We start from the raw sequence: 26210 nt of genomic DNA, 5'->3' as shown, positions 1-26210 counted from the left end.
AAATGGAAAACATGCTTGTTTCTCTTGCGATACTACAAATGGCGGTTATAGTTATTTACTTCTGGATGTGCAAAGAAGTTCAAAAGGATTCGCAAAAAGTGAAAAAGGAATGTTTGGAAATGTTAGAGAATAGTTCAAATATAACAATCGCAATGCTCCAATTAACAATGAAGTATTACGTAGACACAGAAGATTACGAGGGTGCTAAAAGGTGTGTTGACATGATCAGCAGGATAGAAAGTTTGAATGCAAAAAAGGTTACCTGATTAACCCTTCGGCTTCACCAGGTCGAAGACAGACACCCCGCAGGCGTCGGCTATTTTTTCGAGGGTGTCCACTGTGATGTTTTGCGGTTTTTTAGTTCTTTCAATCTTAGCTATCACTTCCCGGGTTACGCCTAACTTATCAGCCAACCCCTGCTGGCTAAGTTTAGCAACGCCTCTCGCTTTTTTAATATTCGTCGGTATTTGTTCTTTCAATTCACCCATTTCTGGCGCTAAAATATCAATCATAATACAAAGATAAATAAAAGTAGCTCAAAAGCTACATTGTATTAAAAAGTAGTGTATATTTGTAGCCTAAAAGCTACTATTTATCAATAGATAAAGTCAACCACATGAAACAATTAAACTACGGTCCTGGCCGTGAATCAAACAATACGGTCGTTCATTGCCCTACAAGGGAGCTAGCTCAGCAGGTGTTGAGGATTGCCGATAGAGAGTGGTGGACAGGGGGTCAGAAGATGTATGAGAACGATGGATGGGATAGTTTAGGAGATAGAGCCTGTTATTCATTGGAATATGGGCTTTGCGGGACAGCTTCTCTCGGATTTTACGGCTATGACGTCATCCCAGCCGAAGAATTTATTAAGCTGAATACAACCATTGAACAACCTGACGCACAGCCGAGGGAAAATCCGTTCAAAGTTGGGGATATGACACAAGCCGTAAATGCTTTAGTCGAAATCTGTTTCGGAGCCTCAACAAAGGCTGGATGGCACACCGATATTGAAACAGGTGAATTATTAGACCGTAATAAAGGCGAAATGCTTTGCCTTGTTCACTCCGAAATATCTGAAGCAATGGAGGGAGAAAGAAAGGGCTTAATGGATGATAAGCTACCTCACAGACTTATGGCTGAAGTGGAGCTTGCGGACGCGGTTATTCGAATTTGCGATTATGCCGGACGATGGGGTTATGACTTAGGAGGCGCGATAGTTGAAAAGTTAGATTATAATGCTAACCGGGCGGATCATAAGATTGAGAACAGGATCAAGCAGGGAGGTAAAAAATGGTGACTATATCACTGCGTCACGCTTTACAAGTCGCCTATCACACTATTAAAGATCGCCACGGTTACAACTGGCGGGACGTTTATAAAATATGAGATATGAAGACGAACGATTTATTACAGACACCAGATTACATAATAAAAGCACTTGGAGGGAAGTTTGACTTAGTTAACCGAATACGGTGCATCGCCAACAGCGTATGAATGTTTTGAAAAAGATTTGCAAGCCTGGCAAGCCGCCGAAGAACAAGTGTACCGCAATCCAATTATTTTATTTAAAAAGAAATGATATGATACGAATAACTCAACAGATAGTGGAGGTGTACAAAAGTACCGACGGTAAAAATGGCAAAAAAGTGCATCAAGAAACACAATTAAAAACAACTCTTTGGCTTTTATTCATTCCTCTGGTTATTAAATATAAATCACTTAATCACTATTAAAATGAAAGAGATAACACCAGAAATTAGAGAAAGAATATTTGCCTTGTATTGGGGACAAATGGTATCTGTCTGCCAACATCCTATTATGGGTAAAGTATACTCACAGGTTACGGGCGATATTGTACACGGAAAAAGTAAACATAATTATCTTGAGGTAACACCCTTATCCCAAATAACGGACGAAGATGCTATTGAGGTGGCAAAATATATGGATTGGGAACTGCCAGTAACAAGAGATGACTTTAGAGAAATTAGAGATCAATTAATAGTTAAGGTAAAGCACAATTGGGTCACATGGGTGTGTGTGGATTTTCTACGCTCTCGCGGCTACGCCCTGCCATACCTACATTGGTCGGTCGAAGAACTTGTTGCAGCTGGAATTTTCAAACTTAAACAGAAGTAAAATGAGCAAGCAAATAAATATTCAGCGCTCTATTGTGGTTGATCTTGATTGGCTGGAGGCTGTGAAAAATACATTAAAGGAGCTGCATTTAAAATTTGAACTGGCCAATGATCAAGGTCGATTTGAGCTTATCGACAAAATAGTTGAAATCTCCACCCCCTTATCAAAGGTGTGTGAGGTGGCGTTTATGGAATCTGTGAAAACGGTGTGTGTGGTAGGTATGATCCCAAAGTCAGAAAGAGTAAACTATATAGAAGAAGCAAAACAGGAATTTCTTAACTCACAAATTGAGATCAATGAGTAAGCAAGACGAAATAATAGAATATTTAAAAACAAGGGAATGGAATGGAGCGGTAACTCATTCAATAGCGGATAGATTCGGTTTAAGCAACAGGCAGGTTGGAGCCATCATGGGTAAACTTAGTAAAAAAGGGTTAATTAGGACATACACCAGAGGCACCATTTGGATCAAATCCGGCATCCATTCTAAAGCAGCACCTATGCGGCTTTCAAACTCATTTTATGAGCTTCAAAAACAAAACCAATGAATAACGAATTATTGCAAAAAGTAAAAGATGTGGACGCAAAGATGATTCTGGACAAGCAATATAAAGCGATCACTGAAAAATATCCGTATAAAACGTGGCTAAAATCAGTAGAGGATGCGCCAGAAACTTCCGAATTCGTTCTTGCCGCAATGCAGGAGTACGCGGAAGCCTACCACGCGGCGAAGCAAGCAGAAGAAAAGGCGAAGCTGGAAGGCGGCGAGCAGTGCTTTACGGTGGACGACATTAACAAAAATATGCCACATCCATATGCAAATGATGGTACGGCGGTTTTTAGAATTGTAGCATATCTCAACTCCCGCGCCAACGAGTTTGCATTGCAGAGAGCAAACAAGGCTCTGGAAAAAGCGGCGGAGAATGCAGAGCAGGAGTTTGGCGAATGGGGACAGATCAACATTAAAAAATCATCAATCACCGACCCTAAAAATTTGGAAGTATGAGTAAGCCTGTTAAGATAAACCCATCGGATGCGCTGGTTGTCAGCAAGAAGTGGTTGGCAAGGGAATTAAAAAGACTTCAAGACAGGATAGATAGTGGTGAGTCAAGTGCTGGCGACTACGACAAGTGGCGATTTATAGATCACTTACTCAATAAAAGGTGTCAACCCCTCGCCCCGATCCTGGAAGCCGTCGCCGATGAAGTAATCGACTTCGCTTGCATAAACGCTACATGGAGGACGGGTGCAGATTTGGAAGCACAGAAGCAGGAGTTTCTTAACAATCCAATCGAAATAAAATGAACTTACTAATTCCCTTCACCGACCAATCACATAGCTTCACGCACGGCGTAGAATTCGGTCGATTACTGGCCCGAATGGATCGGGGCGACGAATGCGTAAAAAATGATGGGTTTCCCGTCAGGATCGAAAATAAAGAGGTAATAAAAAGCGCTTGTGCGGCATATGGTTACGTGCCAACGTTTGGGATCGAGACATACGGTTGGGTCGAGTTTATCGGAGTTAAGATGGTAGCCGGAAATAATTAACCGCCTTCATTTGGTTAAGCGGTGGGGGTTGGCCGAAAATTATCCAAAAAAACCGGGAGAGGTTCCAAAAATTGCGGGTAGGTAGCGTCAGGGCTTGAATAAAAGAAGATAACCCTTGAAAATAACTTATAAAGTTTTTTTGTTATAAATTTGGTTAATTCGAAGAAAATCATTATATTATATAGAGAAGGTGTACCGAGGTTGGACCCCATAAAACTCAAAATAATAAGATGAAATATATTTCAAAACTTCTGTATATACCGTCATTCGATGCTTACGGGTGGGTCGTAACAGACTATAAGAAAAATTGGATCGAGCTAAGTGTGCCTCATCCGAAAAGCGGTGAAAAAGCATATTTCTCGGAAATTGAATTTGAACGAGAATACAACGATGTTGAAGGTTTACCGTGGTACAAGCGCCAAAAAGAGAAATTCAAGCTTCTACGTGCCGCTAACCAGAGCTTGCCTCTTCCGAGTCAGGAAGATTGGGCGAGGCACTTGTTGAACGTAGGCGCATAAACCTTTCAAATTCCGGGGAGTAAGGGGCGCTGACTGCGCTCCGATCCTCCTTTAAACCGAGGATCCAATCCGCGCTTACTCCGAAGTTTTTTGAAGCCGCTATGACTTGTTCGACCGTAAAAGACCGAGATCCGGCCTTTAACTGCCCGTATGCGGAATACCCAATACCGAGGAGCTCGAAGGCGTCCTTGGCGGTTGTTCCTGTTAATAAATTGTACTCTGCTATTAGCTCAAAGATCCTTTTAGTCCAGATCTTTTGCTGATTAACTGCAGTACCTTTTTTCTTCTGTCCTCCCATTTATGGTATTTAGCCAGGTAGTCGTACCGAGGGATGACCTCGTCCAACACCTGGAGTTCAGTTTGATAGTTTTTATTTTTTCTCAGGATGATCAATACCCGGGCGAACAGCGTTGCCCATTTATGTACTTCCATGTTGCACTTCAACGCCATCTGCATCCCGACATAATAAAGGGGAAGTGCTATGTCTTTTTGCTTTTTTTCTGTGTCGTGGACGAACCCGGCGCGCATGAACAGCATTGCTAACTCCTTGGTCGGTTTCTGCTCAAACTCCGCCTTGCTAATCCCTAAGAACGGCACAAGGTCTTTTGTATCGTAAACGTCCGGCAACAAGACACAAAAGTAACCGCTTGATCGATCCTCACCAATAGTCAAAAGTAATTATAAAAAATAGTCTATAAAATATGAAAAATATATTGAAGAGTATTTATTATATTTGTATCAAACTTTAAACTTTGAGCTACGGAGCATTAAGAAGAAGCGATTTAACCAATAGTCTACGGCTTATGCAGCGTGTGGCGCCGGTGCAATATGCCGACGTAATGGGGAAAATAGCGAAGCGAAAGCCGGCTAATAGTATCGATAGTATCAGCACTTTAAAAGAAAGGTTTGAGGCTAAATACACGGAAATAAGGCTGGAGGATCGTTGGTTATTTATTGGATTGGGCTTCAAATTGATTTATCCTGACGCCTACCGGGAAGATGTGAAAGACTTTGCCTTCACTGATGGATTTACGAAGAAAATGAGTGAAGCGTTAGGAATGCAACCTCCAAACTTCTCAGAAGCATTTAAGGCGGTAAGGGTTCATTTGAGCTTCAAAGATTCCGATTTAAGAAAAGTCGTTGATGAGACCTTTAATATCCTGGGATACCAGTCTTGTCAGACGACGTTATTTGATATGTGATGGCTAATGAATTAACAGAAAAACAGCAAAGATTTTGCGAAGAGTACCTGATAGACTTTAATGCTACTCAGGCTGCTATTCGTGCGGGATATAGTGAAAGGACTGCTGGATCAATAGGGCACGAAAACCTTAATAAACCTGAAATTCAAAATTTCCTCCAAAATATAAAAAAAGACCTAGCCGATAAGCACAATATTACCAAAGATCGTATACTCAAGGAGCTTGAAAGGTTGGCTTTCCTGGATATTAGAAAGATGTATACTGTGGATGGTGGGTTAAAGAACATTCACGACATAGGAGACGATGAAGCGGCAGCTATTGCGTCATTGGAAACATTTGATGTCGTTGAACCTGATAGCGGTATGGTTTTAGGAACCACGAAGAAAGTGAAGGTTTATAATAAGATTCAAGCCATGGAGAGGGCTGCTAAGATGTTAGGGTTAGATGCGCCAACTCAAGGCGAAATGACTATTAAAGGGTCAGTACCGATTGATAAATGGGTAAAAGAGGCAACTAAATAATGAATGATCACCGTTCAGCCGCCATACATTCCACTATACACTACAAAGAAATTTATTATCCTACTTACAGGGGGGAGAGGGTCTGGCAAGTCTTTTAACGGATCTGTTTTTATTTCCAGGCTATCATTCGAGCAGGGACATAAAATATTATTCAGCAGGTACACAATGACTGCAGCCGGTATTTCTATCATTCCTGAATTTAAAGAGAAGATCGATTTAGAGGGGTTTGGTAAATACTTCACAATTACCAACAATGAGATACTAAACTGCGTATCTGATTCCAAAATCCTCTTTCGAGGCATAAAAACATCATCAGGTAACCAGACAGCCAATCTAAAGTCAATACAGGGTCTTACTACTTTCGTGGGTGATGAGATGGAGGAGTGGGAAAGTGAGGACGATTACGAGAAACTTGTATTGTCCATCAGGCAAAAGAATATGCAATTACGGGTAATGCTGCTACTTAACCCGACCCACGCGGAACACTTCATTTATAAAAAATACATTGAGAACACTCATAAGATCGTAACAATCGACGGAGTAGATGTTCAGATCAGCACTCATCCAGATGTATTACACATTCACACGACCTACTTAGATAATATCGACAACCTTTCAGATCAATTCCTGCAGGTTATTAATGAGATCAAAGAAAAGAGCATTAAAGAGGTAACGGTTAACGGCGTTTTTGATAAAGCAAAGTTTCAATTAACCAAATACGCGACCAAAGTAATAGGCAGGTGGACAGATACGCCAGAGGGGGCTATACTCACCAACTGGAGGGAAGGAGAGTTCGATAATTCATTGCCTTACGCTTACGGGCAGGACTACGGGTTTAGTCTTGATCCTGATACGTTGATACGTGTAGCGGTTGACAATAAGCGAATGAAGGTTTATGTACATGAGGAATACTACGAACGGGGCCAGCTTAGTACAGATGGGTTGTATCTAATGAATAGAAGCCGATTAAAGCGGCCTAATGATAAAATAATAGCAGATGCAGCGGAACCAAGGTTAATAGCCGATCTTAAAAAGAAAGGACTTAATATCGAAGAGTGCGAAAAAGGTGCAGGGAGTGTTACCGCTGGTATTTCACAACTTCAGCAGTACGAAATCATTGTTACCTCCGAAAGTGTTAATGTGAAAAAGGAGCTGCGAAATTACCAATGGAGCGACAAAAAGGCTGGTGTGCCGGTGGATGCCTGGAACCATGCGATTGACCCATTAAGGTATGTCGTAAAAAAAATAGGCATCAAAACGCAAGACCTCTCCAAAGTGTTTGCAGGAGGGTTTTAGTATATTTGAAAAGTAAAAAAAGATATGAAAGTAGTATTTGAATTACACGATCCAGCCGATTTTTTAGACGATTCTGACTACAAAAAATACTATGCCGAAGAAGGTGTAGGGTTTTCGGATGTCATCGATTTGGGTTTCAGGCCTCAAATCGGCGACATTGTTTTAATTGATGAGTTTACAGATAGATTTAAACCACAATACGATCGGGGGATGGTGTATAAGTTTGTAATTAAGAAGGATTTTTTAAAGGTTTTTTTATATTCTGTTGATATATTGGAAATGAAGGTTCTTTTAGGGGAAAACTTAAACACAATTGAAAAGAATTTAGAAAAATACATTATTTAACCATGACACAATACACCATAAAGCTGATTGAATGGAAAGAGAATGGAATCAACTCTATTAAGGCTAATTTCTTTGCTATCATAAGGCAAGATTCCAAATTCTTAGTGTATTTTAAATCAAAGTACGCTGATCAAAGCGACACTATCGATGACGCCAAGGCCCGCGCCCAGGAAATCTGGATCGACTATCTAAAACAATATTTGGAGGAAATAAAATGAGATTTGAAATGCCATCTAAAATAACTGATCTTATGTCTGCGATTTCGGACGCTACAGCAAACCATTTATCAGAAGTGAATGTGAAGATTGATGTGTGCTTCAAAGCTTTTTGGTTAGCATACTTTAAGAAGGAGTTAGAAAAAAGTAGTCGTGAAGAAATAGAAAAAGTTCTTATTGATAGATCCGTTGCTAATCGAAAACAAGTATTGACAATTAATGTTGAGGGTCAGCCCAAGGCTGAAATACGTGTAAATGATATAATTGACGAATCCGGAGCACCACCTATTACAACGGTTGAGTTACATATCCTATAAATACTTCAATATTTATAACTTCATTTTCGCTACCCTTTAACCTATTTCTCAACTTGCAGTCATGCAGATTGAGGAAATAATTAGCGAGACCGACTTAAACAAGCGGGTTAAATACTTACAATCACAACGGAAGGTAACGAACGAAATGATCGAAGAGGCGAAAAAATCCCTCGATCCAAATCTGCATGCGGTTACTGATCCTGTCCTGCGTAAGAAGAGGGAGGTTACTAAGATCACCAAAGATGAGCAGGATATTGAAAAGAAAAGTACCGAACTAAAGGAAGTAAACCGGATACCATTCAGCTATCAAGGTGATATTGTCGATAAGCGAGTTTCGTTCATGTTTGGCAACCCCTTGCAGGTTACTACCGCATCGGAAAACAATAGCGCTAAGGCTATTATTAATGCCATCAACCAGGTAAACAAAGATGTAAAGATAGATAGCATCAACCGGCAGGTTGCGAGAACTAAGTTTTCATTCTACGAGGTTGCCGAATACTGGTTTGTGACCGGTGCTGATAGCCATAATAAATACGGATTCGATACTGATTCCAAAATAAAGACTATTGTTTTTCGGCCAGATGAGGGGGATGTGCTTTATCCTTTTTATGATCGGATGGGCGATTTGAAAGCCTTTTCTCGCGGGTTTATCATTACTGATCTAGAGGGCAAGAAAACGGAATACCTGGAAACATGGACAAGCGACGGATATTCTCGGCTCGTTAAAACGAAAGATTGGGAGATTGACGCTAGTGAAGATGTCGAAGCTATGGATGCCTACGTAAAGGAGTTGGGTAAAATCCCCATTACATATGGTTGGCAGCCTCATACCGAATATTACAAGGTGCAGAGGATATGTGACCGGCAGGATACTTTAGCTTCCAATCACGGAGATATCAACGACAGGCACGCCCTTCCCATTCTCGTAGCTAAGAACGCTACCGTATCGAATAAAATTGAAGACTTTGTTCAGATAGAAGGGGAAAAAGGCGAACTGGACTATATAGCATGGAATAATGCGACCGACAGCTTAGAGGCTGAATTCAACCGGAATGAGGATAAGATATATTCCTTGACCCGAACTCCGAAAACCTCATTTGAAGAAATGAAAGGCATGGGCAATGCTGCGTCTGGCGAGGGTGTTAAAACCCTGTTCATGGATGCTCACTTGGAGGTAATGAATAAGATGGAGGATTTTGATATCTACTTCACTCGCCGTTACAATATCATTAAGGCGATTCTGGCGATTCTTAATCCATCATGGAAAGACGATCTGAATAATGTAGAAATCGACATCAAAGTCATTCCTTATATGATGGGTGAGGACAAAGAACGGGTACAGATGCTAATTGACCTGTACACTGCTGACATGATTTCCCTGGAAACCGCCTGCAAGCTAAACCCATTCTTTGAGGACTCACTGACCGAGTATAAAAAGATAATGGCAGAAAAGCAAGCGGCTGCACCTCCGGATCCCGAGATCGAGAAAAATGAAGAAAAGCGAGAGGTATTTGAAGCTGAGGGCAATAATCAAAATCAATAAACACACAATATGAAAAAAGCAGTAGCACTCATTGGTGTAGCAGCGGCGCTTATGGCCAGCGGTCAAATCGCAACCCCTGCAGAAAGCAATCCGACGCCAACCAATCAAACATCTCAATCCCAAAAGGATAAACAAGCCGCTATTACAGAAACTACGAGCCCCGTAACCAAATTAAACCCATTTGCAGGATATCAGTTTCACGATCCCGGCATTCCGCCTAAGATTTACGGAATGCACTACGTTCGTAAAGGCACCCACAAAAGAACCAATAAAAAGTAAGCATGACCACACCACCGATCACTCACCGTCCTATATACGCTCCGGTAATTGCGAGAGAAACAAAAAGCAGCGCAAATATAGGCGACACCTACAAGATGGAGGACACGCCGTTAAATGAACAGCAATTCCGCAGTAAAGTCGATTATCGCAGCTATTTCCGGGCCGTTGGTGTCCCTCAAAGATCATCTGAGCAGTTTCATATCGCTATTTTCAACCGGGATGTTACCGGCGCAATAGAAGCTATTTCAAGACATTTCAAGGAGCCCGACCACATTCGGACACTCAGGTTGATTCGCGTTCACCTGGTGAATGCGGTGGAACGATATAAGAATTAGGTTATGAGATTTACTCTGTTATTTTTAATAATCATAGCAGTATCCTGCAATAGACTGAAAGAGGGGGTTGTAATTGATCGCATTTATAAGCCAGAAAAAGAGTATGTAATGCTGATGCCAATATACACAGGTAAGACTACGATACTTATACCTTATGTGGTTACAGATGATGAAGATTACATATTGCGAATTTCCGGTACTTATAAAGGTGAGGCTGTTATAGAAGATGTTTACGTGCCAAAGCGTGTCTACGATCAGTCTATTAATGGTTCTCGATTAATAGTTGATTCCGACTGTAGTTATACAGATGATAATAATTCCAAGACTAGGCAATAAAGTCTTAACTCATGATTCATGATGGTCATTGACAACAAATTTGATATAGGAGGAAAACGGAAGATTTTCTTATAAGGAGATCAAAGAAGGTGATCAATACGTGGAGCCTTCGGTTTTCATCAAATCAATATCCGAATACTTCAAGTTCGACAAATAGAAGTATGAATTAAGTCAATAAAAACAAAATATATGACATCAATGCTAATTTTGACAGGTTCTGCCGAAAAGATTGTAGCAGAGGCTGAGCGAAAAAAAGGAGCGATATATGTTGGTGATGTGGACGGACGGTTAGTAATTCAAGCCGACATACCCGATTCGGAAAATTGTTTACAGATAAAAATTACTCGTGATGCAGCAAGGAAAATTGCCGCATTTATAAATTCATAGAGGTTTTTTCATTATTTGTCCCTGCGCTTCTACGTGGGGATTTTTACAGCTTCTTTAAATCTTTTTGCGCAAGGTAAACGATATAAGCTGACAAACTCATGTTAAGTTCTTTAGCTCGTTTTGTCATTTCCTCTTTTAACTTTTCGCTAATCCTCATCTGTATTGTCGATGTTTTATCCATAGTGCAAATGTATGGAAAAATAAAATACAGAAAATATTTGGAATGTATGGATAATGTAAATACATTTGTTTAAAATATTAATTATGCCACAATTAGAAATTGAAATGGAGAACCCAGATGTAATGCCTGGAGATATAGTTTTTTTCTTTTGGAATACAATGATAGTAGAGGGGTGTGTGTATGAACTTGTGATAGGTCAAAATAAAGGGCGTTTCTGGTGTGAGGAAATCGAGTTGTGTTGCCCCCGTTATTATAATGGCGATAAGGGAGCAAATAAGAAGATAATTACTTTGCCATCTTTTAGGGTTTTTAAGTCGAAAGATGAGTTGTTAAAGTATGGGGCTACTGATTTTGCAGATTCTAGTTTTTCAGACACAATTTTTGACTATGAATAAACCATCTTTTGATGAATTACCTAACGAGGTTCAGGAGTTAAAATTATTAGTAATTCAGTTGATTTCAGAGGTTAAGTCACTGAAAGAACTAATGCCGGTTAAAACCCAGCCCAAAGAACCAACAGAAGATCAACCAGAGAATATTAGCGCTAAAGAGGCAGCCAGATTAATAGGCTTTAATGTGCATACTGTGTATGTGAAGGCTGCGGCGGGAGATATACCATCTTTCAAGATGGGCGGAAAAGTGCTATTCGACAAGTCGGATGTATTAGAGTGGATTAAGAAGCAGAAGCGTAAATCAAAATTTGAAATAGAGGTGCTGGTTGATGAAGCTATAGCATCTCATAAAAAATAGTTGCCATGAATATTTAGTTATGTGCCCCGCCTCGCGCGGGGTTTTCCGGTGAAAGATATTATCACCTTAAATCAAAAGTTATGTAACAGTATCTGACCCAGAAAAACGGCTGCCCGCGAGATACGGGCTTTCTGGGTGAAAGATGATCCAACTTTAAAACTTTTGCCATTATTTGGATAAACGTATTATTTTCTGCTGCGTTTTTCTTTTGGGTGTTAAAGGACCTGAACAAACCGGACGATCCGGATGAATCGGGCTTTTTGTCTTATTAAATATGCTGTTTATGAGGATCCAACACACTCATTGTTGCTATTGTCGCAGGACGTTCAGCGACACGAACAAATGCACGAGGGATCACTTTGTGCCGCGCAGCAGAACGGGGGTAAATGGAGAAAACATATTGCAGTGCTGCCGAGAGTGCAACCAATGGAAAGCAGATAAAGAGCCGATAGTCTGGTTGTCGGAGGTTGAATATTTACTCAGCCACAAGAAAGTAAGAAAAGGTTATATCCTCGTGGATTATAAGCAGATAATTGGAAGCCTGCGCTTTGTGGGTTATTTGATGAACCGGAGCTATCCCATATTCAGGGAACACCTTAAGAATAGGACATTTCGCACCTTGTCGATAATGGCGCACATAGCCTACGGATACTTTTCGTTCGCATTTGCTTTAAATCTCATTTGGAGACGTAAAAAATACAACTACCTAACTTAATCATCGTATTGCGGCATGCGATCGTTTATATCGTAAGGAACTACCAGGCGCCGCATCTTAGCCTTATCATTGAAATGCCTCGAGAGACTTTGAACCATCTTTTTATAATCTGTTCCCTCGTAGGTAGAACCCTTCTTGTCATGCCTGTAATGGTATAATAAAATAGACTTGCAAAACTCATTTTCTACGAGCATATTGAGCATTACTCGATCACTTAACCCAAACGAGTGTCCCATATTGACGAGCTGGTACGGCCCCAATGACATGAAGTTTAGCAGTTGAGTGTAATTATCGTTCCTTTGATAGTTTACGCTTTTCACGTGGTCGAGGTATCTATTGTCGTTTTTCCTCTCAAGCATCTTGTAGTCGTCGTCCATCTCGTCACCGAAACCGAAGATTATGGGATTATCTTCCCCATACAGTTTGCCGTGTATATTGATAGATGTTATCTTATCGTTACCAGTGTATAGCAATGCTGTGTCTGTGTAATTGAAGCTCAATAAAAGTATACTTTCTGGCTCATACCTCATTGAGTCCGTGACGAGCAATTCATCGAAATGAGATCGACTCTCCATGGAAAAGTGATATGGATCGAAATCTTTGAAAATGATTCTTTCGATGGTGTTCAAACGCGCGGCATTGTTATTCTTCTTTAAATAATCTGAGAGCATTTCAATTATTTCCTGTAAAGATTTATTTAACGTATCGACAGGACTATTCCCTTTGGCGATTCCAATAAGCGTCCGATAATACTCCTGTTCTATTCCAGCCCACCCAGTCGTTTTGTAGTTGGTCAGACACGAAAAAAATAGTTTGTTTCTTATTACGCTGCTTAATCGTCCTGAAACGTCGTTTGTGTGACGAGCTAAGCTGGTTGATCCATAATTATTTTTGAGTATGGATACCATGTCTTCGAGCTTAGCTGTTTTAAGGATATTGAAAATATAATGGTGATATTTATAAGTTTGAGGAAGAAATTCCATCCCGGCTATCGCGTCATTTGGAAGTTGGCCAGAATCAAACAACTTCTTGATGTTTGTTAAATACCCCTCGATGAAGTGAGAATAAGCGGTTTTTAATCCATGGGCCAGATCGAAGCCGTTGCCGGCCAGAATAATTCGGTTCATAAACAATCGTTTTTACCCAAAAATAAAAAACCCCTTCCATTTCTGAAAAGGGAAAACAATTAACCGATTACCAGTACGAAGGTAGACCGGTAAATTCTGCATACAAAAGCCTATCCTATAACTATTGCAATAATTCTACCCGTGCGGTTTTACACCCATTCGCTTTAAGCCAATTTTATGTCCACAACCGAAACTAGCTGTTTTTAGCTAGTAAGTTCTTTAAAACAAATCATAAAGCATGAATGAAAAAGTTGCAGCAGCTATAAAGGCTAAATACCCGGCTTTAAACATTCGCAAAACAAGGCTTGACGAGATTTCGGCGAGAATTGCAGCGAAAGTTACAGACGAAAGCGAAATAGATGCTAAGGTGGAAGAGTTCGATTCTTATTTTCCTTTTGCTGATATCGCCAAGCAAGACGATGCATTAGCCGAGGCTCAAAGAAAAGCAAAAACTCCCACACCAAAATCTGAACCAACTCCAAATCCCGAACCATCATCGGAACCAAAGCCGGATGATACTCCAGAATGGGCTAAAGCCCTCATGGGTGAAGTGCAAGCTCTGAAAACAGAAAAGATTGTGAATGGCCGCAAATCGGCATATGCCCAATTGTTTTCAGGTAAGGACGAAAAACTAAAAGAGCGAGAGTTGGCAAAATTTGATCGGTTGACCTTCAAGGATGATGAGGATTTCGATTCATTCCTGGAAGCCGAGAAAACAGCTTTAGCAGATCAGGCGAAAGATAGTTTAAAGACCGGTGGTGTAATCGTTGGAGGACACAGCTCTAAGAAAATGTCCGACGACGAAAGTAAAGCACTAGCAAAAAAGCTGGTATCAAACATCTATTAACAAGCTAAAAAAAGCAAAATGGCAGTAGCAGATTTAAATACAGCCGAAGTGCAAGTCAACACGTCAAGAGATAATATAATCATCCGCGACTGTATTCTGACTGTACGCGGCGGCAAAACACTTAATGTCACTGGTTTTTCGGATAAAATCATTTATGCTGGAAATCCAATTATCAGGGAGACGTCCTCAGGAGAGTATAAACCCCTGGGAAACGACGGAACTAAATTCGTAGCGCTTCCAACCGGGCACACCTTTGAGGGTATTTGCAACAAGACAACCCTGACAAGCCTTCCTACAGTAGGTATCCTTACCGCGGGAGAAGTCAACCACAAGGCGGCCTATCATGATTATGTCGATATTCTGTCAGCCATCAAAACCGTGCTGCCAAGAGTGTCATTTAGGGCCGACAAAGACTAATAAACTACCAAAACAAAGAAAATGGCAGCAGAACAAACACAATTTATAGAATATGTCAATAAGGACATATTTGCGCAACAAACAACCGACATTTCGGAACTATTCAACGGGCAGGAGGCAAAACCGGGCTACTTGCATAAACAGCACCTAACTGTTACTGAATCATTAACCGGGAGATGGGAAAGCAAAAGCAAGGATAATGCATTAATCATGGCAGACTATGTGTCTACCAACTCCTCTTTGCCCCTTAAAAGCCGTGACTCAGTAGCATCTGCAGGCGGTAAAATCCCTAAGGTTGGGCAACATCTATGGCTGGATGAAGAGCAATTGGACAATGTTCTTTTAATGATCAATCGTGCGCGATCAGTTGAAGACGTGAGAGGGCTATTGCTTCAAGACTTACCTCGGGTAATTGCAGGAGTTAATGAGAGACTGGAAGATACTTTCCTCAGCGGTTTATCAAACGGCATTGCCTTAATGGACACCGATAATGTAGGAGTAGGTCTTAGGATAGACTATGGATATAAAACCGAAAACAAAATAGGTGTAGGTGTATTGTGGTCTAGTACTGCTACTGCAAAACCGTTAGAGGATATCGAGAATGCAATGAAGCTGCAACCGAATAACCGGGTGATGTGGATAGACAAGACGGCCTTGCAGGGCATTTACGGCAACGACGCCGCTCGAGCTTATTTTGGATTCATGAGTGGTTTTGTAGGAGGTGTGGCTAATATTCCAAGTTTAAATTTAGAAGCCGCTAAAAACGTGCTTAAAGACAAGTTTCAGCTTGATGATGTTATTGTCGTAGACCGCCAAACTATGTATGAGATCGATGGTGTACGTACTATAAAAACGCCCTGGAAAGATGGGACGATTGTATTTACTCCGACATCTAATGTAGGTGATTTGCAATGGTCAATGTTAACCGAAGCCCAAAGGCCGGTGCAGGGGATTCTATATGGCACAGCAGATAGCTATACGCTCACATCATTCTACAGGGATCAAGATCCTTTCTTTACCGAGCACACTAAAGCTCAGGCAAAAGTAATTCCTGTCATTAATAGCGCGACCAAAATCGTAACTCTTGACACTAAAACTGTACAAGCATAATGGCACAACTTAAAAAAGAAGAGTTGCAAGCGGCTGCTGACCATTACGCCGCTCTTCATACAGAAGGTAAAACGCAGGAGGAAATTACGGCAGCACTAGCTGCCGATGAGAAAGGCTATACTGAAAAGCAGATCGCTACTATTTACGGCTTGATTACTACTCCTAAAGATGAGGAAAAAGCAAAAGAAAGCAAGAAAGCTAAACAGTACGTTGTTGCATCGGGCTTTAATGATAAGGATAATTTCAGTATTTCCTACGAAGAAGGGCAAGATGTACCAAAAAGCTTTACTGCTGATCGAATAAAAGATTTGCTCGCAAAAGAGCTTATTAAAGAAAAATAGATGACCAACCTGGAGGCCTTTAGGATTTTACTTGACGGCAATGTGAGCGATGAGCGTATAGCTTCTGTTCTTATGGTGCGTGGAATAGATCCTTTAGGTCTTTGGGTGCAGTCAAAATCGAACCCTATCAACTGTTCTTTCTACGGTGCCTTAATCGATGAAGGTTTGAAAGGCGTTAATGCTACAACAGGCATTAAGTCTATAACAGAAGGCGGTATGTCGATCACATACGACTCGGCATCTCCTTATTTGCGAGGCAAAATAAAAGGATGGGCGGCTGATAGCGGATGCAGCTCTTTGATTGAGAAATATAGCGGCGTTGCCAAGATCACTGATGTGTCTCACTTACTAGAAAGATGATACCAAGAGACGATATAGGGACTTACCAGGTTATTTCCGGAGGGGATTACAATCCGGATACAGGTATGCCTAATCCTACCTCTTCTCAAACTGTCACTGTAGTGGGTAGGTATGATGCCAAGGTATCGCAATTCGTTCAGCGTGGCACCGATGGTTCTTTCACAGCCCCGAAGTTCGTTTTTTACATGGATTTGGACGCGCCGATTATCCCTCTTGAAACCGAATTAAGCGTTCAAGACGCAAGCTCGGGGCTAACATTTACCGGGGTGGTAAAGCAGTACAATAAGGGTCTATTAAACGCTTACGTATTATGCCACTAAAACCCATGAAACCGGTCGTAAGGGCGGATGAATTTATCCAACGGCGGTTTGATCAACACGAGAAGGCGCTGGAAGACATTTTCAAAATTGCCGGAAAAGAAACGGTTGATTATATCAGATCACTTGACACCTACCAGAACCGGACGGCAAATTTGAGAAATTCAGAGGGGTGTATCCTGTTTAAAGATGGCAAGAACATCTTTGAATACTATCCAAACGACGCGAGACCGAATGAGTTTTCTCTGTTTGATGGCGCGGCAGTTGGCAAAACACTGGCAAACGAAGTTGGAGACTTTTCTATTAAAGAAGGTTACCTCCTGGTGGTTACAGCGGCGATGGGATATGCGGCATATGTAGAGGCAAAAGGGCGCGATGTGTTGACAGGCGGATCAAAGGAAGGTTCAGCATTCCTAAAAACAAGGATTGCTCAGTTAATGAAGGATATAAACAGGAAAAGGAAATGATCACACCGTTGAGAGCTATAGAAGAAGTAAGAGCGTTAATTAACGTCCCGTCGGTTACGTCATTGGTGAGTAGAATCTATATCGACGAGCCTAATTTAAAGGAGCTGGATGCGGTAATGGCCGCAAAACAAAAGTTCATTGTCATCAATATTCTACAACAGGGTTTTGCACAGGTTCAGGAAGGAACCGTTAATGTCAATATTTACGTTCCAGATTTGCTCTCAGGCAATCGGGACATCACCTCCATGGATCAGATTCTTTTAGCAATAAAGCCGCTTTTAGAGGATGCAACCACAGAAACCGTATCCACCGACTTAGGTATCGTCCGAATACTCTCCGAAGAGGGCAAACCCTATTCATTATACAATCAAAGAGTTAATATTTTCTCAGTAAACCTTAATCAGAACCAAAACATAAAACTTAATTAAAATGGCTACTTGGAAACCGTTTTACGGACTTAAAAAAATAGAAGTGGGAACAGCCACTACCAACAACACTGCACCGGCAGAATTAAAAGAGGTGCCTTTCACTAAGGTTGATACGGCAGTCTACAGCAAGGCTGAGGACACTTTCACAGACATTCCTATTGAAGAGCAGGATACGCCTCTGGAGCGCCTAAACTCAACACCTGGCGCCAGGGCTTTCCAATGGACTACTTACTCAAATGACTTCGAATTGAAGGCATTACTTGAAGGTGGTACTTATACAGCCGCTTCTGCTGGGCCACCCGCGGTAGGCGCGAAATACTCGCCACCAAAATCGGCGCAAAACAAAAAACTATACGTTAAGTTGACCGACAAGTTCAACAAGACTACCGAGATTTTCAATGCCAGCATTTCTTTTGTTGAAAACAGCATTCAGCAAAAATCTGGACTTCCTGAATGGCAAATCACCGCGACTGCAACGGCCGTTGATACCGGATTTGAGGATGTGATCGAAACTCAGCCGCCAGTAGCGTAATTGTAAACCAAAATTAACCCTATAGGGCGGTGATAATGTCGCCGCTCTTTTTTTTACCATGGATATAAAGAAAGAGTATATCGACAAACAGGAGACGGAAATGTTGCTTGAGAGGGCCGTTACTGTCTCCCTGATAGGCCGGGAAACCATACCTAAATGGCAGTTTTGGCGTAAACCTAAAAATGTTAAGTATCAGTTTCAAGTATACCCATTGAAGGGTGCGCAGCAGTACCGCATCATCAACCGATTGGCTGAATTAGATGAATCGCCATTCCATAATGAAGACTCGATAATGCAGGTGTACCACAAGATGATGGCTAGGCACTTTAAAGATGTGGTGTATTGTATCGCCGTGCTACTTACGCCTGCGCGAGAGGAGCCTTCTGAGTGGCTGTTAGATCTGGTTGAAAATGATTTAGATAATGACGACTATCAAAAGATATGGGAGGCGGGGTTCAGACAGATGAATATAAACCCTTTTTTGAATGGTATAGTCTTGATGAAAGGCATAAGGATCGAGACGAACCCCATGGACTAGGTGAGAATTATAGCACCTGGGAAAGGATAGGCGGCATTATGAAGTATTTCAGAATGACGTGGGATGAAATAATGTATGAACGGAGCTGGGCGAACATCGTCATGCTTCTGGCTACAATTCCCGACTATTCACAAGAAAAAGACTCCCGAACGCCATCTGAGAAGATGGCACATTCCTTAATGCAAAGAAATAGCTAATGGCTTCACAAATAGACGGTGGATTATGGTGGGATTCCGGGATTAACACGTCCGGGATAAAGAAAGACGCAAAGGTTGTGGATATGACAATCCGCGACTTGGTTAATAACGCGAATAAGCAGATACTCAAGATTAAGCCAATTTCGTTAACGGTTAATAAATCCGTCCTTATCGAGACCGTTAAGGAGGCAAAAGCAAGGGCTGAAGTGGCAAAGGCTGCGTTAATTGAGTCCAAAAATATGACCGAGCTCGCCAGGGCAAGACAATTGGACGTAAAAACTGCGATTCTTCAATACCAGCAGGAGCAGCGTATCAACAAGGAGCGCGAAAGGGCGGCCGCGAAACAAAAGGAAAGCCTGGCAGATTATCAAAAAAGGGTCAAGGATGCTGGAAGTCCATTTGAAAAAAACAACCAGCCTCCATTGGACTCTACTTCAAGTGGTGCTAAAGATGAGGCCGTCGCAATAGATAATGTATCATCAGCTTATAAGAGACAGCAGACTCAAAAGAAGCAGCTTGCTCAAGCGTCAGAAGAACTATCTAAGAGTGTAGCTGACGAGGCCAATCAATGGCTATTTCACGAAAGCTCGCTCGAAGATAATGAAAAGCGGCTCGCAGGATATAAGAATAAACTAGCTGAGCTGCAAATAGAAAAAAAGGCGGCTGGTAAATCTTCATCGCAACTAGTAGCTGGTGAGGCGGAACTTAAAGCGAAAATTTCCGAAACGAATAAAGCCATACAACTACAAAAGCAGGAAATGTTTTCCGCTGCCGGAAGCGTGGATCAGCTCAAGGCAAGGGCGGCGATATTGACCCAACAATACAATGCGCTTGGTAAAGAGGCCAGAAAATCTGGCGCAGGTAAAGAAATTACCAAAGAGCTGAAAGAGACGAACGAAGCCTTAATAAAGTCAGGTGAAGCTATTGGAGATCACCGACGTAAAGTAGGGAATTATACCGGTGGTATAAAAAAAGCTTTTGACGGCCTGTGGAGCGGTCTCAAGAATATTGCTAACTTTTTACCGGGTTTAGGTTTAGCTGGTTTAATCGGTTTCCTTGCTGAAGGAATAATAGAGCTCGTAAAATCATTAAAGATTTTCAAAGAGAACGTAGATCCTATTCTACAGGCACAAAAAGACATGGTCAATATCACCGAGAAGGCTGTTGACGGCTTTGTTAGACAAAAAGTGCAATTGACTGATTTAACAGATCGAGTTAATAAATCTGGTAAAAGCTTTAAGGAAAAAGAAAAAATAGTAAATGACTATAATAAAGCATTTGGTGATTCGATTGGTAAGGCAAATAGCTATTCGGAAGCAGAAAAGTTTATAATAGATAGCGGCCCTCGGTTCATCAAGGCTTTAGAACTAAGAGCGAAATCATTTGCTGCGATGGAACTAGCAATAGAGGCGGCAAAAGAAAATATAATTAACCAAGCAAAGGCGCCTATAGATTTTCTTTCGGGCTTCGATAAAGGGCTGGTAAAAGTTAATGACTTTCTTGCCAAATTGCCGTTTGGGGACAATTGGAAAAAAAATGCCGAACAGTATAAGAAGGATTTTTTAGATCAGGGATTTGTAAACAAAACGGATACTCTTTCAGAAGGTTTCGCTTCTATGTATCGATATTTGGCATCCAGCAAGGAGCTTGAATCCGAGTTCGATAAACTATCAAAGGGGTTCAACTTCGACGGAATAAAAAATTCTGGGAAAAGCACCTTTAAAGACATTCAGCGCTTGGCCGAGTTGTTAAAGGAAATTGCTGGGGCTAAAGATAAATACGCGATTCAATTCGGACCAGATGAGGAAAGTGAACAAAAAAAGATCGATAATTATTTCAACGACCTGATCGATAAAGTTAAAAAGTTTAATGACGACCCTAATAATAAAATTAAATTAACCCCTAAGCAACAACAAAAAGCCCTTGCCGATATCGAGAGTGGTAGAGCATATGCGCAAACTCTCGCAAATGATAAAGAGGCTGGGGAGATTCTTATCAAACAACTGGAAGAACAGAAGAAACTTTATGAGGACTACGAGGACTTCAAAAAACAGTATGGACAAGAGGCCGCCGATGATCTTTACAAAGGGCTAACGGCGAAATATTCTACGTATCTGTCAAGAGTTCAGGCTGAGTACGATAAACTAGAAGCAAAGGGTTCATTGAACCCCGCTGAATCTGCATTGTTTTCACAACTAACCGGCCTGTTGGCTGACGCGAACGCTCAGTCGAAGTCTGATCAAACCAAATGGCTGGCAGATGCATTGGGAGAGTATCAGTCGTTCCAACAGCAAAGACTATCGATAACTGAACGTTACAATGAAGAAATAAGGAAAGCAGAGGCGGAAGGTCGGTATGATTTAATAGCCGGGATTGAGAATGCGAGAAACAATGAGTTGGCAAATGTTGATGCCGATAACCTGGATGCGATCACACGCACAAGGGAGATGTTCGATGATATCGTTCTGATTACGACGGAATCTGTAAAGCAGCAGATAGAAGATATTGAGTATCTGCTTCAAAACTCTACATTAACCCATCAACAACGAGAGTTTCTGACGGGAAAACTTGAGTTCACCAAAACTTTACTTAATAAGTCTCCAGATCGACGAGAACTTGAGCAAATCAATAAGGAAATATCCGAAACAAAGGAGGAACTTAAAGAAGCGGAAAAAGCAGGAATAAAGACGGGTGTGGTACTCGATGCTCTTAAAGCGAAACTTCGCGCCCTTGAAGTTGCTAAAGCCGGAAAAGAGTTAGATGCGTTCAACAAAAAGCTTGATGCGATAGCGAGTTTAGCTCCATCGGTTTCTGATTTAGGTCAGTCACTGCAAGAGTTGGGAGGTGATGGTGGCGCCTTGACTGACTTAGGATCATTATTATCAGGGATTGGCTCCCAGATGGGAGGCTTGATTTCTACGTTTCAAAAAATTAAAACAGAAGGTGTCACGTCGTTTGATGCTATAGCTGCAGCGGCTCAATTTGTACTTCAAACCATCGACACAATTGTAAGTTCAGCCGCTCAAAGACGAGCTGCTGAAAAGCAATATGAATTAGATCGAATGAACTTCCAGTATGCAATGATTGACGCAACGCTGGAAGAACTGAAAATACGGCAAGAAATGAACCGCCTGAGCATATCTACGGATTTCGCTCAAGACATGAAGGATGCGGTAGCTTTAAGGGATAGCTCCTTCAAGGCGTACCAAGATGCGTTAAAAGACATTGATAAGATACAAGCTAAACTTGGACAACGGAACAAAGTTGATTGGGCTAAGGTGGGCAGCAATGCGCTGTCTGGAGCCGCAGCCGGAGCTGTTATCGGAAGCGTAGTGCCCGTGATCGGTACTGTTGTGGGGGCTGTAGTTGGGGGTGTGGTTGGTTTTTTCTCAGGATTATTTGGGGGGAAAAAGAAAAAAGATGTCTGGGGTGGTATTATGCAGGAATGGCCCGAGTTGATAATGCAAACAGCTGACGGCGCTAAAGTTCTTAATGTCGAACTGGCTAAGCAATTAATAGCTAACAATTTAATAGATGACAAAGGTAAAGTTATCCTGCAAAACATCATAAACCAGGCGGAAGCCTATGAGGACGCTTACCAGGAGATAGTGAAAATCATTGATGACGTTATTGTAGATATCGGTGATAAGTTGCGTAGCGCGTTAGTTGAAGCTTTCAAAGCTGGTGAAGACGCGGCAAATGTCTTTAAAAAAACAGTCTCACAGATTATAGAGGAATTGATTTCCCAAGCCGCTTACGCTGCCATTTTCGAGCCGTTAGTAGAGAATCTTCAGAAGGAAATGAAGGAAAGTTATCAATTAGGAGGTGATCAAAGCTGGATAGATGATCTAACACGGTTCTATCAGAACGCCGGTCAAGCGCCACAAGCGTTTTTTGATTTTCTCGAAGCAGCAAAGGAGCAAGGCAAGCAATACGGCTTTGACCTTTTCAGCCCCACAAATGGCACTAATTCCCCTCAATCAATTTCGTCCGGGATTAAGTCAATAACCCAAGAGCAGGCGGACATTTTGGGGGCGACTACTAAAGGGATGCAGCTTGAAATGATCAACAGCAACAAAACCAAAATTGACTTGGCATTCAAGAGCCTGGACACTTTAACCAAAATTGAAAGGAATACATATAGATCAATGGCCTACTTACAATCTTTAGACCAAAAAATAAAAAGCGTTACTGATGTGCAGCGCGCAGGAGGGGCAATATAATGGAGTTAAGCATTTATAGAGGCGGGGTCGTCATAGCGACCATAAAACCTGAAGGAAAACATACCGCAGGAGTTATGGGCGAGGATGTCATAAACTGCACGTTTTTCCTAAATCACTATTTCGACTTTCAGGTAGGGGATAAGATAGATTATAATGGTCGATGGTATTCGTTAAACATTTTAAGCGAACCTACTAAGCGCAGCCGGTTCCATTATGACTATTCATTAAAGTTCGAGGCTTCATTTTATAATCTCACCAAATGTCGCTTCAAAGGATTGGACGCGTCGAACAATCCGACCGAGATTAAGTTTACTGTAATGGACAATGCGGCAAATTTAATCTCGTTAATCTGCACTAATATGGCCCGGAGGGGTGAGACGTGGACTGTGGGCACCGTAGATGCGACTGAGGTAGCCCTTTTTGACTTCGATTCTATAAGTTGTATGGAAGCCTTGCAGCGCCTGGCCGATCAATACAAGATGGAGTACTGGTTTGATGGAACTCAAATAAATTTCGGAAACCGGGTGGTGCCTACCATCCTATATTTTGAGTACGGCAAAGGCAAAGGCCTTTACTCAATTCAACGGGTCAATAAAGACGCGAGCAATCCGTTTAATCGCCTTTTCGTGTATGGATCGGATAAAAACCTTCCAGAAGATTATAGAGGGAAGCGATTGCTAATGCCCGTGACCCAAGGTGATTACATAGATCCAATAGTTCCCTCCCCGGAGATAATTGAAGCAGACCAGGTATTTGAAGAGGTTTTCCCGAAAAGAGAAGGCACGGTTACAGCCGTAGGGGACGAATTCACCTTTTTTGACACAACCCTGGACTTTGACATCAACGACCATGGTCTTGATTTGGTTCCTAAAGTTACATTCACGACAGGGATACTGGCCGGGTGGGAGTTTGAAGTTAGCTATGATCACGCTACTAAGAAATTTGTTCTTTCTCAAAATCAAGACGAAAAGGCCATTACCGTGCCCAGCGAATCATTCAAGCCAGCAGTCGGAGACAAGTATTTCATTTATGATATTGCGATGCCAGAGTCATATGTTACAGCCGCTGAAAATGAATTACTGGAAAAAGGACAGGAATATTACGATAACAACGCAAACCCGGCTAACAGGGTTCAATACAATATTGTTTGTGATCCACTTTATTTAAGGGATAACGGCATAAATCCTACGATACACATGCAGGCTCACATCACTGATGGCTCTATGGGTATAGATAACGATATCCGGATCAACAAAGTCGAAAGAGACCTGCAACGCCCCTGGGATTACACGTTGGAGATAAGCAACATTCCATCGATATCAAAGATATCAAAAGATAACATCGATTACAAAGAAACCAAGTTTGTAGTTGACCAAGCCAAGGCATTGAACCCGAAAAGGATCACTTCCTTCAGAAACTTCTATGATAGACAACGGAGATTAGTAAACGACATATTATTTGATCCGGACATAGCACTACTCATTGGGTCAAGAGCCTCTAACTTCAAGCTGAACGGCGTTGTATTCGTGTTGAACAAGGAAGGAAACCCCAACCATGTAGAAATTACGCCAGGGGCTTTAATTCACATGGAACTTTCTATCGATCTTGGATACATATGGGATATGGCTTCTTTTTCAACGACAGCCGACTTAGATCCAACGAAGTATTATTACCTGTACGCTAAATTGTCAAAAAATGCATTGACAGGCGAATGGGTTATTTCAACTGATCAAATTCAGCCAAATGACGAACCGGGTTATTTTCATCTGTTGGCAGGTGTTATTTACGAAGTTGATTCCGAAGGTCACCGATCTCTTGACATGGTGTCCGGAGTTACAACTATCGTTGGCGACAATATCACTACGGGTAGAATTCAAAGTGCGGACACGTTAACGTATTTCGATTTGGATAATAGCGTGCTACATGCCGAGAACGCTGAGCTAGTCGACGCCTTCATTTCTGGTGTGGTAACTGGTGGAATGTTACGGACGATTGACGGGGCCGTGATCCTCGATGACGACGGTCTGTTCGCGATTAAGGGAGCTATAGGGGGATTAATACTCGGCGAAAACTCCCTTACCAATGCAGATGGTGAAACTTCTCTAAAGTTCGAAAACCTGAACGGCAATGGAGGTTATGTTAGAATAAATGAAAATGAAAACGCGCCAATGCTTTCGGTCAGAACAGACACGGAAGGCCGGTTTGGACAACATATCCAGGTGTATGGAAATAACGCGACGGGATTGCACATAACTGCCAATACAGGTTTAACAAATGGTTACGCACTTAGATCTTTTGGTGGTCATGTTTTTGGTCAGAGAGTTGGAGAGTATTGGAATGCTCCAGGCGTTCTTATACACGTGAGAATAGTGATCGGCCCTTCGTTCGCCCTCACTATGACGAATATGTTCAAAAATTCAAATCTCAACCCAACCATTAGCAACATAGATACCGGTGCCGACATATTCCGATTCAATCACAACCTCGGACATCTGGATTATTGCCCTATGGTGGTTATGGGAAGCTCTCAGAACGCGAACGGATACCCCATAGTATTCAATATAACAGAAAATTATTTCGAGGTTGACGTAAATGACATTACGGAAGGGGATATGTGGATTATGATGACTGGGCGAAACAAGTTATCGTAACAACTTTTTACATCGTTATGAAATAAACA

The 26210-nt window shown here is 41.6% G+C and carries 37 protein-coding genes; 33 read left to right on the top strand and 4 right to left on the bottom strand.

The annotated features are described in order from the left end of the window. The first annotated feature begins 2 nt into the window (after nt 1–2). Nucleotides 3–266, top strand: coding sequence for a hypothetical protein (locus ACU37H_RS02515; protein WP_472702785.1), 264 nt, complete (start codon nt 3–5; stop codon nt 264–266). On the opposite strand, the gene ACU37H_RS02510 is transcribed toward ACU37H_RS02515, so the two are convergent. Beyond that, the gene (locus ACU37H_RS02510) at nt 267–512 is read right to left on the bottom strand and encodes a helix-turn-helix domain-containing protein (protein WP_472702784.1); all 246 of its coding nucleotides are present in this window, start codon (nt 510–512) and stop codon (nt 267–269) included. A gap of 104 nt (nt 513–616) precedes the next feature. On the opposite strand from ACU37H_RS02510, the gene ACU37H_RS02505 reads away from it, so the two are divergent. From ACU37H_RS02505 to ACU37H_RS02470, 8 genes are all read left to right on the top strand, one after another. Further along, nucleotides 617–1297 carry a nucleoside triphosphate pyrophosphohydrolase family protein gene (locus ACU37H_RS02505; protein WP_472702783.1) on the top strand — a complete coding sequence of 227 codons (681 nt, stop codon included), beginning with the start codon at nt 617–619 and terminating at the stop codon, nt 1295–1297. Between the two features lie 437 nt (nt 1298–1734). Beyond that, on the top strand, nt 1735–2136 hold the full coding sequence (locus ACU37H_RS02500; protein ID WP_472702782.1) for a hypothetical protein: 402 nt from the start codon (nt 1735–1737) through the stop codon (nt 2134–2136). Nucleotide 2137: 1 nt separating this feature from the next. Beyond that, nucleotides 2138–2440: a hypothetical protein gene (locus ACU37H_RS02495; RefSeq protein WP_472702781.1), complete on the top strand. Its 303-nt coding sequence runs from the start codon at nt 2138–2140 to the stop codon at nt 2438–2440. Then, a complete protein-coding gene (locus ACU37H_RS02490) occupies nt 2433–2684 on the top strand; it encodes a FaeA/PapI family transcriptional regulator (RefSeq protein WP_472702780.1) in 252 nt (83 codons plus the stop codon). The genes ACU37H_RS02495 and ACU37H_RS02490 overlap by 8 nt, the downstream gene beginning before the upstream one ends. Then, nucleotides 2681–3142, top strand: coding sequence for a hypothetical protein (locus ACU37H_RS02485; RefSeq protein WP_472702779.1), 462 nt, complete (start codon nt 2681–2683; stop codon nt 3140–3142). Before ACU37H_RS02490 ends, ACU37H_RS02485 begins: the two co-directional genes overlap by 4 nt. Then, the gene (locus ACU37H_RS02480) at nt 3139–3441 is read left to right on the top strand and encodes a hypothetical protein (protein WP_472702778.1); all 303 of its coding nucleotides are present in this window, start codon (nt 3139–3141) and stop codon (nt 3439–3441) included. Before ACU37H_RS02485 ends, ACU37H_RS02480 begins: the two co-directional genes overlap by 4 nt. Beyond that, nucleotides 3438–3686, top strand: a complete 249-nt coding sequence (locus ACU37H_RS02475; protein WP_472702777.1) for a hypothetical protein — start codon at nt 3438–3440, stop codon at nt 3684–3686. Before ACU37H_RS02480 ends, ACU37H_RS02475 begins: the two co-directional genes overlap by 4 nt. Before the next feature lie 230 nt (nt 3687–3916). Then, entirely contained in the window at nt 3917–4204 is a 288-nt protein-coding gene (locus tag ACU37H_RS02470) for a hypothetical protein (protein ID WP_472703333.1), read from the top strand. On the opposite strand, the gene ACU37H_RS02465 is transcribed toward ACU37H_RS02470, so the two are convergent. Continuing rightward, nucleotides 4137–4502 carry a helix-turn-helix domain-containing protein gene (locus ACU37H_RS02465; protein WP_472702776.1) on the bottom strand — a complete coding sequence of 122 codons (366 nt, stop codon included), beginning with the start codon at nt 4500–4502 and terminating at the stop codon, nt 4137–4139. The genes ACU37H_RS02470 and ACU37H_RS02465 overlap by 68 nt on opposite strands. Beyond that, on the bottom strand, nt 4430–4834 hold the full coding sequence (locus ACU37H_RS02460; protein WP_472703332.1) for a hypothetical protein: 405 nt from the start codon (nt 4832–4834) through the stop codon (nt 4430–4432). Before ACU37H_RS02460 ends, ACU37H_RS02465 begins: the two co-directional genes overlap by 73 nt. A gap of 122 nt (nt 4835–4956) precedes the next feature. Between ACU37H_RS02460 and ACU37H_RS02455 the strand changes: the two genes are divergently transcribed. From ACU37H_RS02455 to ACU37H_RS02395, 13 genes are all read left to right on the top strand, one after another. After that, nucleotides 4957–5406 (top strand): hypothetical protein, encoded by a 450-nt coding sequence (locus ACU37H_RS02455; protein ID WP_472702775.1) that lies wholly within the window; start codon nt 4957–4959, stop codon nt 5404–5406. Then, nucleotides 5406–5927 carry a terminase small subunit gene (locus ACU37H_RS02450; RefSeq protein WP_472702774.1) on the top strand — a complete coding sequence of 174 codons (522 nt, stop codon included), beginning with the start codon at nt 5406–5408 and terminating at the stop codon, nt 5925–5927. Before ACU37H_RS02455 ends, ACU37H_RS02450 begins: the two co-directional genes overlap by 1 nt. A gap of 3 nt (nt 5928–5930) precedes the next feature. Next, entirely contained in the window at nt 5931–7223 is a 1293-nt protein-coding gene (locus ACU37H_RS02445) for a PBSX family phage terminase large subunit (protein ID WP_472702773.1), read from the top strand. 24 nt (nt 7224–7247) lie between these two features. Next, complete coding sequence (locus ACU37H_RS02440; protein ID WP_472702772.1) at nt 7248–7568, top strand: hypothetical protein; 321 nt, start codon at nt 7248–7250, stop codon at nt 7566–7568. Nucleotides 7569–7570: 2 nt separating this feature from the next. Further along, nucleotides 7571–7786 carry a hypothetical protein gene (locus ACU37H_RS02435; protein WP_472702771.1) on the top strand — a complete coding sequence of 72 codons (216 nt, stop codon included), beginning with the start codon at nt 7571–7573 and terminating at the stop codon, nt 7784–7786. Between the two features lie 8 nt (nt 7787–7794). Continuing rightward, a complete protein-coding gene (locus tag ACU37H_RS02430) occupies nt 7795–8100 on the top strand; it encodes a hypothetical protein (protein ID WP_472702770.1) in 306 nt (101 codons plus the stop codon). 61 nt (nt 8101–8161) lie between these two features. After that, on the top strand, nt 8162–9643 hold the full coding sequence (locus ACU37H_RS02425) for a phage portal protein (RefSeq protein ID WP_472702769.1): 1482 nt from the start codon (nt 8162–8164) through the stop codon (nt 9641–9643). A 9-nt stretch (nt 9644–9652) separates the two neighbouring features. Further along, nucleotides 9653–9922: a hypothetical protein gene (locus ACU37H_RS02420; protein WP_472702768.1), complete on the top strand. Its 270-nt coding sequence runs from the start codon at nt 9653–9655 to the stop codon at nt 9920–9922. Between the two features lie 2 nt (nt 9923–9924). Continuing rightward, the gene (locus ACU37H_RS02415; RefSeq protein ID WP_472702767.1) at nt 9925–10257 is read left to right on the top strand and encodes a hypothetical protein; all 333 of its coding nucleotides are present in this window, start codon (nt 9925–9927) and stop codon (nt 10255–10257) included. Between the two features lie 3 nt (nt 10258–10260). Continuing rightward, nucleotides 10261–10593, top strand: coding sequence for a hypothetical protein (locus ACU37H_RS02410; RefSeq protein WP_494407580.1), 333 nt, complete (start codon nt 10261–10263; stop codon nt 10591–10593). Between the two features lie 189 nt (nt 10594–10782). Then, nucleotides 10783–10980, top strand: a complete 198-nt coding sequence (locus tag ACU37H_RS02405) for a hypothetical protein (RefSeq protein ID WP_472702766.1) — start codon at nt 10783–10785, stop codon at nt 10978–10980. A gap of 264 nt (nt 10981–11244) precedes the next feature. Continuing rightward, complete coding sequence (locus tag ACU37H_RS02400) at nt 11245–11556, top strand: hypothetical protein (RefSeq protein WP_472702765.1); 312 nt, start codon at nt 11245–11247, stop codon at nt 11554–11556. Further along, complete coding sequence (locus tag ACU37H_RS02395; RefSeq protein WP_472702764.1) at nt 11549–11911, top strand: helix-turn-helix domain-containing protein; 363 nt, start codon at nt 11549–11551, stop codon at nt 11909–11911. The genes ACU37H_RS02400 and ACU37H_RS02395 overlap by 8 nt, the downstream gene beginning before the upstream one ends. A gap of 711 nt (nt 11912–12622) precedes the next feature. On the opposite strand, the gene ACU37H_RS02390 is transcribed toward ACU37H_RS02395, so the two are convergent. Next, the gene (locus tag ACU37H_RS02390; protein WP_472702763.1) at nt 12623–13753 is read right to left on the bottom strand and encodes an AbiH family protein; all 1131 of its coding nucleotides are present in this window, start codon (nt 13751–13753) and stop codon (nt 12623–12625) included. Between the two features lie 238 nt (nt 13754–13991). Here ACU37H_RS02390 and ACU37H_RS02385 point away from each other — a divergent pair, with 238 nt between their 5' ends. The 11 genes from ACU37H_RS02385 (at nt 13992) to ACU37H_RS02335 (ending at nt 26181) form a co-directional block, all read left to right on the top strand. After that, a complete protein-coding gene (locus ACU37H_RS02385) occupies nt 13992–14600 on the top strand; it encodes a hypothetical protein (protein WP_472702762.1) in 609 nt (202 codons plus the stop codon). An 18-nt stretch (nt 14601–14618) separates the two neighbouring features. Next, a complete protein-coding gene (locus tag ACU37H_RS02380; protein ID WP_472702761.1) occupies nt 14619–15017 on the top strand; it encodes a hypothetical protein in 399 nt (132 codons plus the stop codon). Between the two features lie 21 nt (nt 15018–15038). Beyond that, entirely contained in the window at nt 15039–16127 is a 1089-nt protein-coding gene (locus ACU37H_RS02375; RefSeq protein WP_472702760.1) for a major capsid protein, read from the top strand. Further along, nucleotides 16127–16468, top strand: coding sequence for a hypothetical protein (locus ACU37H_RS02370; protein ID WP_472702759.1), 342 nt, complete (start codon nt 16127–16129; stop codon nt 16466–16468). The genes ACU37H_RS02375 and ACU37H_RS02370 overlap by 1 nt, the downstream gene beginning before the upstream one ends. Continuing rightward, nucleotides 16469–16828: a hypothetical protein gene (locus ACU37H_RS02365; protein ID WP_472702758.1), complete on the top strand. Its 360-nt coding sequence runs from the start codon at nt 16469–16471 to the stop codon at nt 16826–16828. A gap of 310 nt (nt 16829–17138) precedes the next feature. Beyond that, complete coding sequence (locus tag ACU37H_RS02360) at nt 17139–17612, top strand: hypothetical protein (protein WP_472702757.1); 474 nt, start codon at nt 17139–17141, stop codon at nt 17610–17612. Beyond that, a complete protein-coding gene (locus ACU37H_RS02355) occupies nt 17609–18040 on the top strand; it encodes a hypothetical protein (protein ID WP_472702756.1) in 432 nt (143 codons plus the stop codon). The genes ACU37H_RS02360 and ACU37H_RS02355 overlap by 4 nt, the downstream gene beginning before the upstream one ends. A gap of 1 nt (nt 18041) precedes the next feature. After that, nucleotides 18042–18572 (top strand): hypothetical protein, encoded by a 531-nt coding sequence (locus tag ACU37H_RS02350; RefSeq protein ID WP_472702755.1) that lies wholly within the window; start codon nt 18042–18044, stop codon nt 18570–18572. 58 nt (nt 18573–18630) lie between these two features. Then, complete coding sequence (locus ACU37H_RS02345) at nt 18631–19110, top strand: hypothetical protein (RefSeq protein ID WP_472702754.1); 480 nt, start codon at nt 18631–18633, stop codon at nt 19108–19110. Between the two features lie 196 nt (nt 19111–19306). Next, complete coding sequence (locus tag ACU37H_RS02340; protein ID WP_472702753.1) at nt 19307–23530, top strand: coiled-coil domain-containing protein; 4224 nt, start codon at nt 19307–19309, stop codon at nt 23528–23530. Next, nucleotides 23530–26181, top strand: coding sequence for a phage tail family protein (locus tag ACU37H_RS02335; protein WP_472702752.1), 2652 nt, complete (start codon nt 23530–23532; stop codon nt 26179–26181). Before ACU37H_RS02340 ends, ACU37H_RS02335 begins: the two co-directional genes overlap by 1 nt. Nucleotides 26182–26210 lie beyond the last annotated feature (29 nt).

This window comes from Niabella sp. ZPM-14 (genome assembly GCF_055693045.2).
Note: the sequence above shows the minus strand (reverse complement) of the source record. Positions and strands in the feature narration are given on the sequence as shown.

Excerpts from the sequence above, each read along its gene's own strand:
- ACU37H_RS02515 (WP_472702785.1), top strand. The coding sequence starts at position 3 with ATGGAAAACATGCTTGTTTCTCTTGCGATACTACAAATGGCGGTTATA.
- ACU37H_RS02510 (WP_472702784.1), bottom strand. The coding sequence starts at position 512 with ATGATTGATATTTTAGCGCCAGAAATGGGTGAATTGAAAGAACAAATA.
- ACU37H_RS02505 (WP_472702783.1), top strand. The coding sequence starts at position 617 with ATGAAACAATTAAACTACGGTCCTGGCCGTGAATCAAACAATACGGTC.
- ACU37H_RS02500 (WP_472702782.1), top strand. The coding sequence starts at position 1,735 with ATGAAAGAGATAACACCAGAAATTAGAGAAAGAATATTTGCCTTGTAT.
- ACU37H_RS02495 (WP_472702781.1), top strand. The coding sequence starts at position 2,138 with ATGAGCAAGCAAATAAATATTCAGCGCTCTATTGTGGTTGATCTTGAT.
- ACU37H_RS02490 (WP_472702780.1), top strand. The coding sequence starts at position 2,433 with ATGAGTAAGCAAGACGAAATAATAGAATATTTAAAAACAAGGGAATGG.
- ACU37H_RS02485 (WP_472702779.1), top strand. The coding sequence starts at position 2,681 with ATGAATAACGAATTATTGCAAAAAGTAAAAGATGTGGACGCAAAGATG.
- ACU37H_RS02480 (WP_472702778.1), top strand. The coding sequence starts at position 3,139 with ATGAGTAAGCCTGTTAAGATAAACCCATCGGATGCGCTGGTTGTCAGC.
- ACU37H_RS02475 (WP_472702777.1), top strand. The coding sequence starts at position 3,438 with ATGAACTTACTAATTCCCTTCACCGACCAATCACATAGCTTCACGCAC.
- ACU37H_RS02470 (WP_472703333.1), top strand. The coding sequence starts at position 3,917 with ATGAAATATATTTCAAAACTTCTGTATATACCGTCATTCGATGCTTAC.
- ACU37H_RS02465 (WP_472702776.1), bottom strand. The coding sequence starts at position 4,502 with ATGGGAGGACAGAAGAAAAAAGGTACTGCAGTTAATCAGCAAAAGATC.
- ACU37H_RS02450 (WP_472702774.1), top strand. The coding sequence starts at position 5,406 with ATGGCTAATGAATTAACAGAAAAACAGCAAAGATTTTGCGAAGAGTAC.
- ACU37H_RS02445 (WP_472702773.1), top strand. The coding sequence starts at position 5,931 with ATGATCACCGTTCAGCCGCCATACATTCCACTATACACTACAAAGAAA.
- ACU37H_RS02440 (WP_472702772.1), top strand. The coding sequence starts at position 7,248 with ATGAAAGTAGTATTTGAATTACACGATCCAGCCGATTTTTTAGACGAT.
- ACU37H_RS02435 (WP_472702771.1), top strand. The coding sequence starts at position 7,571 with ATGACACAATACACCATAAAGCTGATTGAATGGAAAGAGAATGGAATC.
- ACU37H_RS02430 (WP_472702770.1), top strand. The coding sequence starts at position 7,795 with ATGCCATCTAAAATAACTGATCTTATGTCTGCGATTTCGGACGCTACA.
- ACU37H_RS02425 (WP_472702769.1), top strand. The coding sequence starts at position 8,162 with ATGCAGATTGAGGAAATAATTAGCGAGACCGACTTAAACAAGCGGGTT.
- ACU37H_RS02420 (WP_472702768.1), top strand. The coding sequence starts at position 9,653 with ATGAAAAAAGCAGTAGCACTCATTGGTGTAGCAGCGGCGCTTATGGCC.
- ACU37H_RS02415 (WP_472702767.1), top strand. The coding sequence starts at position 9,925 with ATGACCACACCACCGATCACTCACCGTCCTATATACGCTCCGGTAATT.
- ACU37H_RS02410 (WP_494407580.1), top strand. The coding sequence starts at position 10,261 with ATGAGATTTACTCTGTTATTTTTAATAATCATAGCAGTATCCTGCAAT.
- ACU37H_RS02405 (WP_472702766.1), top strand. The coding sequence starts at position 10,783 with ATGACATCAATGCTAATTTTGACAGGTTCTGCCGAAAAGATTGTAGCA.
- ACU37H_RS02400 (WP_472702765.1), top strand. The coding sequence starts at position 11,245 with ATGCCACAATTAGAAATTGAAATGGAGAACCCAGATGTAATGCCTGGA.
- ACU37H_RS02395 (WP_472702764.1), top strand. The coding sequence starts at position 11,549 with ATGAATAAACCATCTTTTGATGAATTACCTAACGAGGTTCAGGAGTTA.
- ACU37H_RS02390 (WP_472702763.1), bottom strand. The coding sequence starts at position 13,753 with ATGAACCGAATTATTCTGGCCGGCAACGGCTTCGATCTGGCCCATGGA.
- ACU37H_RS02385 (WP_472702762.1), top strand. The coding sequence starts at position 13,992 with ATGAATGAAAAAGTTGCAGCAGCTATAAAGGCTAAATACCCGGCTTTA.
- ACU37H_RS02380 (WP_472702761.1), top strand. The coding sequence starts at position 14,619 with ATGGCAGTAGCAGATTTAAATACAGCCGAAGTGCAAGTCAACACGTCA.
- ACU37H_RS02375 (WP_472702760.1), top strand. The coding sequence starts at position 15,039 with ATGGCAGCAGAACAAACACAATTTATAGAATATGTCAATAAGGACATA.
- ACU37H_RS02370 (WP_472702759.1), top strand. The coding sequence starts at position 16,127 with ATGGCACAACTTAAAAAAGAAGAGTTGCAAGCGGCTGCTGACCATTAC.
- ACU37H_RS02365 (WP_472702758.1), top strand. The coding sequence starts at position 16,469 with ATGACCAACCTGGAGGCCTTTAGGATTTTACTTGACGGCAATGTGAGC.
- ACU37H_RS02360 (WP_472702757.1), top strand. The coding sequence starts at position 17,139 with ATGCCACTAAAACCCATGAAACCGGTCGTAAGGGCGGATGAATTTATC.
- ACU37H_RS02355 (WP_472702756.1), top strand. The coding sequence starts at position 17,609 with ATGATCACACCGTTGAGAGCTATAGAAGAAGTAAGAGCGTTAATTAAC.
- ACU37H_RS02350 (WP_472702755.1), top strand. The coding sequence starts at position 18,042 with ATGGCTACTTGGAAACCGTTTTACGGACTTAAAAAAATAGAAGTGGGA.
- ACU37H_RS02345 (WP_472702754.1), top strand. The coding sequence starts at position 18,631 with ATGGATATAAAGAAAGAGTATATCGACAAACAGGAGACGGAAATGTTG.
- ACU37H_RS02340 (WP_472702753.1), top strand. The coding sequence starts at position 19,307 with ATGGCTTCACAAATAGACGGTGGATTATGGTGGGATTCCGGGATTAAC.
- ACU37H_RS02335 (WP_472702752.1), top strand. The coding sequence starts at position 23,530 with ATGGAGTTAAGCATTTATAGAGGCGGGGTCGTCATAGCGACCATAAAA.